The 13,892-nt window shown below is 60.8% G+C and carries 12 protein-coding genes; 5 read left to right on the forward strand and 7 right to left on the reverse strand.

What is annotated here, in order from left to right; all coding sequences use genetic code 11:
• Positions 1-290 precede the first annotated feature (290 nt).
• Complete coding sequence (locus CO676_RS14450) at positions 291-1,451, forward strand: AraC family transcriptional regulator (protein WP_097521569.1); 1,161 nt, start codon at positions 291-293, stop codon at positions 1,449-1,451.
• A gap of 31 nt (positions 1,452-1,482) precedes the next feature.
• Here the strand turns inward: CO676_RS14450 and CO676_RS14455 are convergent, their stop codons facing one another.
• The 6 genes from CO676_RS14455 to CO676_RS14480 form a co-directional block, all read right to left on the reverse strand.
• Positions 1,483-1,821, reverse strand: a complete 339-nt coding sequence (locus tag CO676_RS14455; protein WP_097521570.1) for a hypothetical protein — start codon at positions 1,819-1,821, stop codon at positions 1,483-1,485.
• Positions 1,822-1,836: 15 nt separating this feature from the next.
• Positions 1,837-2,397, reverse strand: a complete 561-nt coding sequence (locus CO676_RS14460; RefSeq protein WP_097521571.1) for an ATP-binding protein — start codon at positions 2,395-2,397, stop codon at positions 1,837-1,839.
• A gap of 4 nt (positions 2,398-2,401) precedes the next feature.
• Positions 2,402-4,762, reverse strand: coding sequence for a SpoIIE family protein phosphatase (locus CO676_RS14465; protein ID WP_097521572.1), 2,361 nt, complete (start codon positions 4,760-4,762; stop codon positions 2,402-2,404).
• Entirely contained in the window at positions 4,759-5,937 is a 1,179-nt protein-coding gene (locus CO676_RS14470; RefSeq protein WP_041413955.1) for a class I SAM-dependent methyltransferase, read from the reverse strand. The genes CO676_RS14465 and CO676_RS14470 overlap by 4 nt, the downstream gene beginning before the upstream one ends.
• Entirely contained in the window at positions 5,934-6,452 is a 519-nt protein-coding gene (locus CO676_RS14475) for a hypothetical protein (RefSeq protein ID WP_014762102.1), read from the reverse strand. The genes CO676_RS14470 and CO676_RS14475 overlap by 4 nt, the downstream gene beginning before the upstream one ends.
• 100 nt (positions 6,453-6,552) lie before the next feature.
• The gene (locus tag CO676_RS14480) at positions 6,553-8,247 is read right to left on the reverse strand and encodes an EAL domain-containing protein (RefSeq protein WP_097521573.1); all 1,695 of its coding nucleotides are present in this window, start codon (positions 8,245-8,247) and stop codon (positions 6,553-6,555) included.
• A gap of 407 nt (positions 8,248-8,654) precedes the next feature.
• On the opposite strand from CO676_RS14480, the gene CO676_RS14485 reads away from it, so the two are divergent.
• Both CO676_RS14485 and CO676_RS14490 read left to right on the forward strand, forming a co-directional pair.
• Positions 8,655-9,887, forward strand: a complete 1,233-nt coding sequence (locus tag CO676_RS14485) for an efflux RND transporter periplasmic adaptor subunit (RefSeq protein WP_097521574.1) — start codon at positions 8,655-8,657, stop codon at positions 9,885-9,887.
• Complete coding sequence (locus tag CO676_RS14490) at positions 9,869-11,863, forward strand: glycosyltransferase (protein WP_097521575.1); 1,995 nt, start codon at positions 9,869-9,871, stop codon at positions 11,861-11,863. The genes CO676_RS14485 and CO676_RS14490 overlap by 19 nt, the downstream gene beginning before the upstream one ends.
• Here CO676_RS14490 and CO676_RS36990 read toward each other — a convergent pair.
• A complete protein-coding gene (locus tag CO676_RS36990) occupies positions 11,860-12,063 on the reverse strand; it encodes a hypothetical protein (protein ID WP_097521597.1) in 204 nt (67 codons plus the stop codon). The genes CO676_RS14490 and CO676_RS36990 overlap by 4 nt on opposite strands.
• Positions 12,064-12,209: 146 nt before the next feature.
• Here CO676_RS36990 and CO676_RS14500 point away from each other — a divergent pair, with 146 nt between their 5' ends.
• Together CO676_RS14500 and CO676_RS14505 are read left to right on the forward strand one after the other, a co-directional pair.
• Positions 12,210-13,106, forward strand: coding sequence for a YrbL family protein (locus CO676_RS14500; protein WP_245424315.1), 897 nt, complete (start codon positions 12,210-12,212; stop codon positions 13,104-13,106).
• 254 nt (positions 13,107-13,360) lie between these two features.
• The coding region (locus tag CO676_RS14505) for an ABC transporter transmembrane domain-containing protein (RefSeq protein WP_245424316.1) at positions 13,361-13,892 on the forward strand (532 nt) is incomplete at its 3' end.

A 13,892-nucleotide genomic window follows, 5' to 3' on the forward strand; every position in this document is an offset into this window, starting at 1 on the left:
TGGGACAGTATGATTTGGTAATAAAAATTATATACAACCAAGATACTAACAGCGCCCTTACTCAATACTTGGCGTTGTCTATGAGTGTATGATTACAACTGACCGGGGCGATTGTCATTATCCTGCAATCCCGATAATTATCGGACCGTGCATTTCTACTAAAAATGGCGTAGAACTAGGCTCTGCTAAGTGCTGAGTGGGCTCCGCACGACGCCATACATCGATGCGGCTGTGTAGGTAGCCACGCCCAGAACGTGTAATCGCCTGCATTCGAGGGCGGGAGAGTCTGTATGCGTGATCGTTCTACGGGGGCCGAGTCGGAAGAGGATCATGCCGGGGCGCCCGAAACCCAGGCGCAGTCGGAACGCCGCCGTTGGCCGCGTGAGCCCTCGGTTCAGCCTATCCCGCGATCGGACGCGCCGGCGGCGCTGACACCCTTGCATTTCTCGACGCGTGAGCTGCCACCGGCGGCGCAGTTTCAGGCCTGGCGCGCCCACATGGCGTCTCTGGTTGAGGTCAGATTGCCGGACAACACTCCGCCGGAGGACGAGTTCGTCGCGGAGCAGACCGCATGGCATTGTGGCAATCTGCTCATCGTTCAACAGCGGGTTCCAGGCCACAGCTACCTGCGCCCGCAGGCGATGCTGCGCGCCAGCCCAATCGACCACTGGTATGTAGAACTGCTTCGCAGCGGCATGACCTGGACGGAAGTCGATCGCCGCGTTGCTGAGAACGGGCCCGGCAGGCTGGTGTTCCGCTCGCTCGGCTATCCGTTCCGCGGCCGGACGACGGCGGCGGACGCCATTCTGCTCTTCATGCCCTACGAGCTTTTCGCCGACGACGCCGCCGTGCTCGGCGAAACCAACAATCTGGTACTGTCGGGCAACCTGGCCGAGCTATTGATCAACTACATCGATGGCATCGAGCCTCGCCTCGACCGCCTGACGGCGGAGGAGATACCGCGGATCGTCCACACGGTGCACGACATGGTCGTCGCTTGCGTGGCCTCGTCGGCGAGACCGGATGCCGCCGGACCACAGACGAACAAGGGAATGATGGAGCGGGCGCATCGATATATTCATCTCAACCTGCATTCGGCCGACCTGACGCCGGATGCTATTGCCCGAGCCATCGGCATCTCGCGCACCCGGCTCTACCAACTGTTCGAAGCGAGCGGTGGCGTCCTCAACTATATCCGTAGGCGTCGGCTTCAGCAGGCGCATGCGGCGCTCAGCGATCCGGCCGACAGCCGGCCGATCGCCGAGATCGCCGAGGCTGCCGGTTTCGACGTCGCCGCCAATTTCACCCGCGCCTTCAGCCACGAATTCGGGGTGAGCCCGCGGGAAATCAGAAAGGCTGCGGCAGCGGAGCGCCCTGTCGCGCCGGTCGCTCCGTCCGGGCGGGACCGTGGATCGACGATCGGCGACTGGCTGAAGGCGCTCGGCAATTGACGCAGGAACGGCGCGAACGTCCGGCCGGGTTTCAACCGAGCCGAAGATCAATGCCCGGATGCAGCTTCTTGAGGTTCGGCAGCGATTTGGATTGCCAGGGGAACTCCGCGCTTCCGCGCACGGTGAACTGAATGTTCGGCCTCTTGCGCGCCTCGATCGTCAGTTTGGCAAGCAGATTGATGCCGGACGAATTGAGAAACTGCAAGCCAGTGACGTCGACTGTGAGGCGGTCCGGTTCGGCTTCGAGAATGCTCATCACCAAGGAATAAATCGGAGCATAGGCCTCCGTGCTCGGCAGCCGCATGGTCCCATCGAAGTAGATGTCCTTGCCCTCCGACCAAACGCGGTACTCTTCTTCCTTGATTTCCATAATTTTCGCTGCCCATCAATTCGAGGGTTCGGGGACTGTGATCGATGCATAGGTCTCCAGCGGGATCCGGCTCTCCTGTTCGCCGGATCCGAAAACCCAGGCAAAATGAGCGCCATAATCGCTCATGAGTGTCAGGAGGCCAAGTCCCGAGCCGCTGGGGCTCGCGCCTGATGCATTCTCTTCAATCCGTTTTATTAGAAGCTCGCCCGGATCCCCCGTTGTGATCTCGGAGAGCAGATGCTGGAAGCGTTGCGCCGTTTCCTTGTCGACGAAATTGGAGACCTTGGCACGAAAGGCATTGGACGCGACCGCGGCCTCGACAACGATTTCGCCCGAGGCTCGGAACTTCACCGCATTTTCGATGAGCTCGTTCGTCAGATAGCCGATATTGTGCCGCACCTCCTTATAAAGGTGGCGGGATGTCCGATAGCGCAGCGCGACGAACTCGGCGACGAAATCCGAGGTCATCGCGCAATGCTTCCAGCTCAGGTCCAACGGTCCCTCGAACAGCCGAAGCGTCGTCACGTTTTCGCCCGTACCGACGGCCAAGTCTGCCATTCCATATAAGGTCGTCATCCGCCTACCTGTGTCTCATCACTACGACTGTTATATCATCGTGGATCTTCTGTGTGCCGATATGCGCCATCAGATCCTCGAGAATTCCCGCTTTGACTTCCTCAGCGCTCTGGCCGTGGCGACGACCAGCGCTTTCGCAAAGCCTCTCGATACCGAAGAGCTCTCCATTCGGCCCCTCCGCCTCGGTCACGCCGTCAGTGTGGAGAATGACCATGTCGCCTTGGGCAAAGGCGACCTCCTGCGTCGCTACGAAGGGCGAGATATCAGGCTCCAAGCCGATCGGCAGGCCGAGGTCGAGCGTGTCGATCCGCTCGACGTTCCCGGCGCCCCGCACCACGATCAGTTCCTCGTGCTGGCCGGAAAGCATCAGGCGGGTTCCGTCATAGTCCAGGAAGGCAAGGGAGAGATGTTTGTTCGCGTTGGTTCTGACGATGTTCTTGTAAAGGGCGCGGTTCACCCGGTTGAGGAACTGCGTCGGGTCCATGTCGCCGGCCTCTTGCAACGCCCGCGCCACCGATTGAACCATCAGCATCAGGACGCCGCTTTCCAAGCCGTGCCCGGTCACGTCGCCGATGCCGATCTTCAGCCGCTCTCCGTCCCTCAGCACGTCGTAATAGTCGCCACCGACTTCGTCGGCCGGCCGCATGTAGGCGGCAATCTCGACGTCGGCAATTTCCTCGAGTTCACTCGCTTTCGGCAGGACCATCATCTGGATTCGGCGGGCGACGTCCAGCTCGGCCCCGAGGCGCACGTTCTCGCTGCGCAACTGCTCGTTGAGCGCCGAAATCTGCAGGTTTGCCTCTTCGATCTCCTTCGTCCGGTCCTCGACAAGCTGCTCCAGATTCTCGGTATGGTAGCTGATCTGCTCGGCCATGCGGTTGAAGGCGGCGCCCGCTTCCCCTACTTCGTCGCGCGTGGCAATATCCACCCGGACGGAATAGTCCTTGGTCTGGATGCGCCGGGCCGCGTCGGCGAGCGCGCTGATGCCGCCGGTGATACGCTTCGATATGGCGAAAACGGCCGAGGTGACGAAGAGCAGCGACACGAGCAGCGCCAGGACCTGGTAGATCAGGATCCTGTTCGTCGCTTCCGTAATGCCGGCCTGCGCGGCGAAGAGCGAAGCGTAGATTTCACGCTCCGGCACGACGACGCCGAGCAACATTGATTCACGACGAACTGGGCCGGAGACCCACAGGTTCGACGGCTGCAGCTGTTTCAGGACGACGAGATAGGGCACCTTCTCGCCGTTTTCATCGAGCAGGACATGCTGCAACAGGCCGTCCTGGTCCAGCGGCAACTTGGCGATTGCGGCTTGTGCGCTGTTGCGCAGCGAGCGATCGAGACCCGTCACCCCCTGGCTGCTGGTGTCGCTCGATGACTGGAGGCCGATCACCTTTTCGCCGACCGGGTTGATGGCGACGACATTGCCGTCTGACATGGTGAGGAAGCCGAAACCATTGTCGGCGACCCGGACGTTCTCGACGATCTCTGCCAGTTGGTCGAGGGTGATATCGGCGCCTGCGGCACCGGCTACCCGGTCACGGTCGCGCGACCACAAGGGCTGGAAGAAGCTGACGATCAGCTTGCCGGTGATCGCATCCGTATAGGGCGCCGTCTGGGTGATGTCACTGTTCACCGGGCGGATCGTGGGGTCCGTGGCCCACGTCTCCCACGATTCGTAGAGGCCCGGGAAGAAGAACGGCCAGAACTCGGCCTGGTTATGACCGGGATACAAGCGGTCGAATGTCTGGGCCTGATCCGTATAGGGGGCCGTCCGGAAGATCGGCCGCTCTTTCGGGCCGATATAATACATCTGCAGCTTGGATTGACCGTTGGCCAGCAGGCTCGGAGCGACCAGGTCAAGGACCGCGCTGTTCTCAATGTCCGTCTGGACCTCTGGCAAGGGGGCGTGGTTGGCATCGAGCAGATATCCCCAGACGCTGACGACCGAAAGGGGGCCGGGCCGGTTTTGGGCCCATCCGCCATTTTCGTCATAGGTGACGGTCACGGTGCCGGGGGCGCCCCGTGCCATCGCTTCGCCGATCTGGGACTTCCTGACGGGACGGTCGATCTGCGCCTGGAGCACCCCCGCCAGCGTGCCGACGTCGGAGTGCACCTGGTTGAGAAGCAGGTTGACGCGCGCCGCCGTCGTTTCCGCATAGGAACGAATGTAGTCCTGATTGGCCTGCTCCAGCCCTTGGCCGACCTGTGCGGTCGCGTCGCGCGAAAGCCTCTGCACGTTCCAGAGCGCAAGACCGCCGGTGACGAGCAGATCGAAGAGCACGGCCCCGCCGACGACAAGGATGAACTTGGCCCGGAACGAGCGCAACCCGAGGCGGGTGGTCCCTTGGTCGAACGGCTTCATAGCGGCTTGCGCCCCGATGCTGCCCAGATCGGCCAGCCAGCGTAGCCCTTGGGGTGGAGGGCCGCGAAGATGTGATCGCGGAAGCCCTGCCGGAAGCGCTCGATGAATTCCGGAGGGTCGCCGCGCTTCACGGCCATCTCGCCGGCATAGACATTCTCCCAAGCGGTTATGATGTCGGCGAAGTCCTGCGGGTCCCCGTCGAGATTGGTGACCATGAAGGATTCGACGCGGATGTCATCGAATCCGGCATCGGCGAGATAGCGGCGGCTCTTCGGCCCGAGTTCCACATCCATCTCGAAATGGCTGAACAGCTTGGCAACCTCATTATAGGTCCATTGAATGCTCTGCGCTCGCGGTTCGCCAAGGCAGTGCGAATTCTTCTCGTTGGTGATGTACACGCGTCCACCGGGCTTGCAAATCCGGTAGAGCTCCTTCAACAGCAGGTCCGGCTGGTTGAAGATCTGCAGCGAATGGCGGCAGGTCACCAGGTCGAACTGATTGTCCTCGAGCAGCATCTCGGATGCGTCGCCATAGGAATATTCGATATCCGAGATGCCGAAATTCTTCGCGACGTCGCGGGCATAGGCAAGGCTTGCCTTGGAGTGGTCGAGCGCGACGATGCGTGCCGGCTGGAATTCCTTGCGCACCAGCACCGCGAAGTCGCCGATGCCGCAGCAGATGTCGGCCATGACGATTCCCGGGCGCATGCCGTGGCGCGGCAGGATCTTGCGCTCGTGGCGCCAGGTCATTTTGGTTTGCGTGCGCAGGATCGGAATGAAGCTGGTGTCCTCGACGAAGCTCTGACCTGGATAGAACTTCGAATCGTAGACCTCGACGGTGATCTGCGGTTCGATCTTGCCGAGATGCCGGAACATCCGTTCGGTCCAGCCGACGACGCTCGACGTGACGACGACGAAGCGGATATCGGAACGCGCGCGGCAGGCGTCCAGGACCACGCGCGAAAAGGCGTGGAAGGCCGTATTGTTCATCTGCGCGAGGCGCTTCACATTGATGTAGAGGACGCCGCGGGCCTCTTCGATGGCGTTCCTGAACGTCGAAATGCTGTGAGCGATCTCGTCGACGGAGCGCGGACGGATGACGCCGGCAAAGGAGAACTCCTGGCTGTTGGCGTCGAATTCTGCCTGAAAGGGCGCTGCAAGCATTGCCGTACTCAACTCACAATTACTTCAAGGGGGAGATCCACAATGATGGTGATCGTCGGGGGGCCTTCTTCTTCGAGACGAATCTCGGCATCGAAATTGATCGCCAGATCCAACAGGATGGCTTCCCGACTTGGGCCAAGATCGGTTGAAAGAGCGTCCAGGTAACGCGCGTATGCGTCGTTCCGATGGGTTTTCGCGACCGCCTCGCGGAAGAACTGTCGCTGGCCGGGCGGGCACGGAAAGGAGAGTTTCACACGCTCCTTTGGACCATGCCGATAGACGGCGCAGCCGATGCGGCCCTCCGGCAAGCCGCCGCGAAACGATACCTCCAGGAGTTCGTTGAGCGCGGAGGAGAAAAAGTTCGAATGTCGCAACGGATCGGTCCGGTTGTGACTGATCATCCGCGCCATGTAAGTCGACAACTGATCGCAATGGTGCCAATCGGACAGGAAGGTTCCCATCTCCATCTCGAACTGGAGCAGGGGCTCGAACTTCGTTTCCGCTGACTGCCTTTGGGCTGCGTTCATGCTGCTTTCTCCGACTGTATGAGCGAATCCTGATTCGCTCACTCCCATGACTATATCCGACCGGCTGCGATGGCCAGACTCTCCGGCTATTTCGAGCCCGTCAGGTCCTGAGAGCACCCGCCAGGGGGATGGCCCCCGACTTGCGCAGGAAATCGCCGATCGTTGCCGCGGGTAGCGGGAAGCCCAGGAAGTAGCCCTGCAGACGGTCGCAGCCCTCCTTCTGAAGCCAGGCGGCCTGGCCTTCCGTCTCCACGCCCTCGGCGGTGACGTCCATGCCCAGCCCGTGGGCGAGCGCGATTATCGACCGAACGATCGTCTGGCTCTTTTCGTCATGTTCAAGATCCTTGATGAAATACTGGTCGATCTTGATCGTATCGAACGGGAAGTTCTTCAGGTAGCTCAGCGAGGAGTAGTAGGTGCCGAAGTCATCGAGAGAAATCTGAACGCCAAGCAGGCTCAAGGTGTTGAGCGTATCGAGATTGTTGATGGTGCGTTCGAGGAGCACCGACTCGGTGATTTCCAGTTCGAGCCGGTCGGCGCGGATGCCGGTCAGATCGAGGATCTGGGCGACGCGATCGGTGAGGCCTTCGTGCAGGAATTCCGCCGGCGAGAGGTTGACCGCAATTGTGAAATGAGGCGGCCAGGTCATGGCGGCCCGGCAGGCCTGTTCCAGCATCCACTGGCCGATCTCGCTCATCAGCCCGTCGGCTTCGGCCATCGGAATGAAGACGCTTGGAGGGATGATGCCGACCAGCGGATGGCGCCAGCGCAGCAGCGCTTCGAAGCCGACAACCGACGCGCGCGGCTTCACGAAGGGTTGGTATTCGATGAAGAACTGCCCCTCCTGCAGGGCGCTGCGCAGACTGCGACGCAGCATTTCGCGCTGCTCGAGCACGATCAGCATCGAACGGGTAAATGTCCTTGCCCGACCGCGGCCATCCTTCTTCGCCGCGTAGAGCGCGATGTCGGCGGCTTTCATCAACTGTTCGATTTCGTTTCCGTCCGCCGGGGCGATGCCGATGCCGACGCTCGCTCCGACGAACAGGTTGATGCCGTCGATGGTGAACGGCTCCTTGAAAGCGTTGACGATTGCCTCGGCAAGGCGCTCCGCCTCCCTTGGCTGGTCAAGCTTCCACTGGATGACGGCGAATTCGTCGCCGGCCAGCCGATAGGCAAGCTCACGCTCCCTGAGCACGCCCTTGATCCGTTCCGCCGCCATCTTGAGGACCATGTCGCCGGCGCCGTGCCCGAGCGTGTCGTTGATCGGCTTGAAGTCGTCGAGATCGATCTGCATGAGCGCCAGCTTGGCGCCGCTCGGCACCGGCAGCGCGGCCCGCAATTGGTCGCTGAACTGCCTTCGGTTCGGCAGTCCGGTCAAAACGTCATGGGTCGCCTGGTGAAGCAGGAGGGCGCGATCGCTCTCGCTTTGGGTGGACGTCTCGCGGCAAGTGGAGTCGCTTTGAGCTTCCGCGACGCCGATGCCGCGCTCGGTGCGAAAGACGACCAGGGTGCGTTGGACGCGCCCTCTTGCGTCGGTGATCTCGATGCTGCGCGGAATACCGTTTGCCGCGACGAAATCGATCGCGGCCTTGGTCTTGGGACCCAGTAGTTCCGGGTAGACGTGCCACAGGGTCGCCTCGACGAGCGTGTCGACCCCATAGGCTTTCCTGTGTTTCGCCGAGCAGTCGACGAGATGGAAGCTCTCGTCGTAAAAGGAGACGAGCTCTTCTGTATGGGCGAGAAAGTCGCTCTCGGCCGAAGATGAGGCAGACTTCGTCGCATCCATGTCAGGCATGCCGGCCTCCGTTGCCTTTGTATTTGCGCTCGCTTGAAGGTGCTGCTACCGGCCACAATCCCCACTTAGTTTTGTCGGCCAGTTCAACCCTTCGTTCAGAAAGTTATCGCGGCGATTTTCCTGGTCAATGCCGCGCGCTTGACGAGCAACCGTTTTCTGAAGGCGCTTGCGTCGGCGACATGGGTCGAAAAAGCGTTCGGTCATGCGGGGCCTACATTGGCTTTTTTATGTTCGCACTACCAAAACCTGCAAATTTGAGGGTTGTTCAACGCTGAATGACGATAAATTCTGGCGGGTGGCAACATGGGGTGAATCGTGCCGGCGAGTTGCGCCCAGGCAGGCCGATGGAGTGTTCACCCGCGTCAGTGCGGGAAATCGGGTCAGGGCAGTGAGTAGGGACGGCCAAGGTGATCCTGAACCATCGTATTACGCGTATATCGGTCGGCATTCTGCTCCTGGCGCTAGCCATTGCCGTTCTGCTGCCCGACTTGACCGGCTATACCAGCCTGGATGGAACCGTCAATGCCCGCTTTGCGATCATCAATGCGCCTATCGATGGCGAAATCTCCAAGCCGCCGCCGAGGATCGGCACGCCTGTGGCGGAAGGCGAAGCCATCGCGGCCATTCGCAACGAGCGGGTAAACCGCTCCGTCCTTGCGTCACTTCGCGCCGAGCATGGCACGGCAGTCGAGCGCGTCTCGGCGCTGCGCCGGGAGCGCGACGAACTCACCCGGATGCGCGACGAGCTCGCCCAACGGATGGGCGTCTTCCAGGGTGCCACCATTGCCAGCCTCCAGCGGGAGCTGCAAATTCTCCAGAAGCGTGTTGAAGTATCTCGCGCACAGGACGTGGTGGCAAAGGTTGACCTCGACCGTCGGCAGGAACTGGAGGCGAAGGGGATCTTCACGCGCAAGATGGTGGAGGCGGCTGAGGCCGCCGGCGCCGCAGCGGGCGGCGAGGTCGAGATCAGCAACCTGACTGTCGACTTGCTGCAGCAGCGCCTCGATGCTGTCCGACAGGGCATTTTCGTCATGGGAGACGGCCAGAATGACGTGCCCTATTCCCGGCAGCGCCAGGACGATGTGATCGTTCGCATCAACGATCTCAATACCCGCATTGCCGAGAACGAGACGCGGGCAATTCAGACCGCGCAGCAGATGAATGTGGAGGAGAAGCGCGTCCGCAACCTCGAGTCGGCAACGGTTCCTTCGCCGTTCAGCGGCGTCGTTTGGAGCAGGAATGTTGTCAGCGGTTCCAACGTCATTTTGAACAACGAGATGGTGCGCATCCTCGACTGCCGCGAACTGTTCGTCGATATTCTCGTACCTGAGGTCGACTATGATGAGATCTATCCCGGCCGCGAAGCGGAGGTCCGGCTATTCGGTCGCGGAGATGTCTTCAAAGGCCGGGTACAAGCGGTCAAGGGCAGTTCCGCGGTCGTTGAGAAAGATTCGCTTGCCGCCAATGAGCCGGAAACCGACGAGCGCAGTGCACGAATCCGCGTCGCGCTGACACCATCGGTGCTCAACACCGACTTCGCCAATTTCTGCCAGGTGGGACGAACGGCGCAGGTGCGCTTCTCCAAACGCAATTTCCGTCTGACGCGGTGGTTTGAAAGCCTGTGGTTCAATCTCTTCTAGCGCTGGCGCCGACCTTGCTGGTCATCGCCTTCTTCCTGCTCGGACCATCAAACTGGTCGCGTCATCAAAGCTGGGCGCGGTCGATTACCTGTGCCTTCGTCGCGGCCGTGGCACTGCGCTACATGGTTTGGCGTTTCACCGAAACGGTTCTCCCTTATCCGAATGATGGCTCCAATTTCTATTGGGTCTGGTTCGTTTTCATCGTCGAGCTCCTCGCCTTCTCCGAGGTCGTGCTGTTCCTCATTTTGATGAGCCGCTATATCGACCGCAGCGTCGAGGCGGACGAGCTTGCGCGGGCGTTCTTCGCGCGGCCGGAGAGCGAACTGCCAAGCGTCGACATCTTCATACCAACCTATAACGAACCGCTCGACGTGCTGGAACGAACGATCGTCGGAGCGCTGGCGCTCGACTATCCGAAAGACAAGCTCAGGGTCTATGTGCTCGACGACGGAAGGCGCGACTGGCTCAGGACCTTTTGTGAAGGGCGGGGCGCGATCCATGTGACGCGCAGAGACAATGCCCATGCCAAGGCCGGCAACATGAACAATGGCTTGCGGGTCAGCTCCGGTGACTTCATCGCCGTCTTCGACGCGGACTTCGTCCCCTATCGCCACTTCCTGCGACGCACCTTGCCGTTCTTCCTGGACGAGCGCATTGGCATCGTGCAGACGCCGCAGCATTTCTTCAATGTCGATCCGGTGCAATCCAATCTTGGTCTTGAGAATATATGGCCGGATGAACAGCGGCTGTTCTTCGATGAGATCGCGCCGAGCCGCGACGGTTGGGACGTGAGTTTCTGCTGTGGTTCCTGCTCGATCGCGCGCCGCAGGGCAGTCGATACGATCGGCGGCTTCCCGACCGAGTCGATTACCGAAGACCTGCTGACGACGCTTTCGATGCTCAACAAGGGTTACAAGACCCGCTATCTCAACGAACGCCTGTCGATGGGCCTGGCAGCCGAGAACCTGACCGGCTATTTCGTCCAGCGCGAACGCTGGTGCCAGGGTGGAATCCAGACGCTCTACCTGCATAACGGTCCCTTGCGCGGGCCGGGCCTCTCTCTCTTCCAGCGCATCATGTTCCTGCCGATGTCCTGGCTGGTGCAATATCTGGTTCGCTTCGCCGTGCTCTTGGTGCCGATCGTCTATCTCTGGTCCGGCGCCCTGCCGCTCTATTTCACCGGTGTCGCCGACTACGTTTCGAACCAGGTGCCGCTGCTGACCGCCTATTTCCTGCTGATGCTCTGGCTGGCACCGACCCGCTACCTGCCGCTGGTCTCCACCGCCGTCGGCACTTTCGCGACCTTTCGCATGCTACCGACGGTACTTTCGAGCCTGGTGCGGCCGTTCGGCAAACCCTTCAAGGTGACCCCCAAGGGCAGCGGCAACGAGGCAAACCTCTTCGATGCCTATACCTTTATCTGGATCGCCGCCTTCATCGTCGTCACGGCGGCTGGGCTGCTGGTCAATATCGTCCCGGAGACCGCGCATGTCGAGGGGTCGTTCTCGACGATTGCTGCGCTTTGGTCGGGCATCAACATCGTCGTGCTCATCATCGCGTCGTTGATCTGCTTCGAGAAGCCGCGCCGCCTCCTCCAGGCCTTCAAGCTCGATGAAGCCGCGGAGGTCGACGGCAGTACGGGACGCCTGGTGAGCCTTTCGCTCGACAAGGCGGTGGTGGCGGTACCAAGCGAAGTGCGGTTCAAGTCCACCCACGTCACCTTGAACCTCGAAGGCTTCGCGCCGCTTCAGACAGAGCTCAAGCAGGTGACCCAGCGGCGCGGCGACATCAGCCGTTCCGGGGACAAGCGGCGCTATTACTTGCATCTCTATTTCGATTTGCGCGGTTTCGAGCGCGACAAGATGATTATCAAGCTCTATACCGGAAATTATTCCCAGGATGTTCCGGATATCGACAAGGTGGGGGTTTCCGTAAACCTGATGCTGCGCGCCTTCGGGCGAACGCGCACCGCCTAGCTTGGGCCAGTGCCACCGCGCTGCGGGCACTTGTCAAGTTGCAGTGACAGCTGCACGCCGCGCTTGAGCCTAGGCAGCGGAAGTCCCAGCTGAATACGTCCGAACGTTTGCCGGCGCCGCTCCTGATCACGTTCCCGTTGCCGACGGACAGCGGCGACTGCCGCCATTGCACGCTCGATAACGTCTTGCGTAGGGGTCATGGGAGCCTCCGATTTGTTCACCATATGTTCTCATCTGCAAACGGGCGTGTCAACCTCCTTCGGTGCCGGCCGCCGGCAGTGCGGCCGCCGGCAGTATGGTGACGATCGTCTGCAGCTCTGCCCGATCGATTTAGGCGGCTCGACTAGTGGCAAAACTGCAACTACAACATACTATGCACGGTAGAGATAAATCCGGAGAACACGGCTCTATTGAATTCTGTCCCGCGACACTGTTCTGTAATAAAACTGTCACAATCCGGGAGAGGAAGATGTTCGACGGCAGGATCGAACTTGCGGGTTGGCGCCAATGCGCCGCGGGACATCAGCGCAGCATCTTCGCTCACCAGCTCTATCCCAATGTTCTGATCAAGGTTCTGAAGCCGGAATCGAGGGGAGAGGGCGGCACGCGCCAATCGAAGCGGGGGCTCCGTTTCCTCAACAGGTTCAAGCGCTTCGGGGCGTATCGGACGTTTCAACGGGAGGTCGATGAGTTCCTTGAGCAGGCGAGAAAGTTCTCCCTTGCCGATGGCGTCGAACTTCCCATACCGAGAATATTCGGTTTCGCTCATACCGATTACGGTCTTGGTCTGATTGTGGAAAAGATCACCAAGGGCAACGGGGAGCTGGCTCCCACCCTGAGGGAATTGGCGTTTTCGGGCCAGTTGACCGCAAGACATCTCAAGATGATCGACGAGCTCTTCGAAAGCTTCTGTCGACTGCACATCGTGATGATGGATGTAAATCCGGGCAATTTCGTCGTCACCGATCGCCGAGGTTTCGAGGAACTCGTCTGCGTCGATGGTACCGGAGAAAAGAGCTTTCTGCGCGTGTTCGCCTTCAGCCGCCGCGCGAACGATGCAAAGCTCGGGCGGATGCGCGCGAAATTGCTCACGAAGCTTGCCGGAATTCTGGCGCATCCCGCCGCGGTGTGTAGAGAGGAAAGTGTCCGCGCCGCGCTCGCACCGTACCAGCGGCCGGCCGACCGGCGAGCTCAATTGATAGCTCTCTCGCCGCAACCCGGTCTCCTTTCACGGCGGGCGTGAAGCCCTAAACATCACCGCCGCTTATCAATGTTGGCAGCCCGTAGAGCCGCTCGCCGATACGGCAGGCCTGTCCAGCGTTGGCGGAAAAACGGCCTGCCCCGCGCCCCGAGACGGTGTTGCAACTGGGGGACGCCGCTGAGAAAGCTGGCGAATCGGCTGCCGTTCAGGCTCGCCAAAGAGGCGGCAGAGCCCTATAGAGCCTAAAGGGCGGCGTCGCGCACTGCGGGCCGCGGATCGATACAGGTAGGGGCGTATTGAACGTCAAGAATCGAAAGCATGACGCGGTCGACTCCGAGACGATCACCGGAATCCTGCGACGCGTCATCGCCGAAAACGGCCGCGACCACATCCGCGGCTACGCCTTTGCCATCGCCTGCCTCGTCGTGGTGGCGGCCACGACGGGTTTCACGGCCTGGATCATGGAAACCTGGATCAACGAGGCCTTCGGCAATCGGCGCGCCGACGTCGTCCTGGCTATCTGCGGCGCCATCTTCGCCGCTTTCGTGCTGCGCGGCCTGGCGACCTACGGCCAGGCGGTGGCGCTCTCGAAGATAGGCAATAACATCGTGGCGCGCTATCAGCGCCGGCTTTATGCGCACCTGATGGCGCTCAGTGGCGGCTATTTCCACGAGCATCGCTCGGCACAGCTTGCCGCGACGATCAGCCAGAACGTCAGCGGCATCCGCAACGTGCTCAACATGACGGTCACCTCGATCGCCCGGGACTTCCTGACCCTGGTCGGCCTGGTCGGCGTCATGTTCAGCAAGGACTGGCTGCTGTCGCTGA

This window comes from Sinorhizobium sp. BJ1 (assembly GCF_002531555.1).
Taxonomy (GTDB): domain Bacteria; phylum Pseudomonadota; class Alphaproteobacteria; order Rhizobiales; family Rhizobiaceae; genus Sinorhizobium; species Sinorhizobium fredii_B.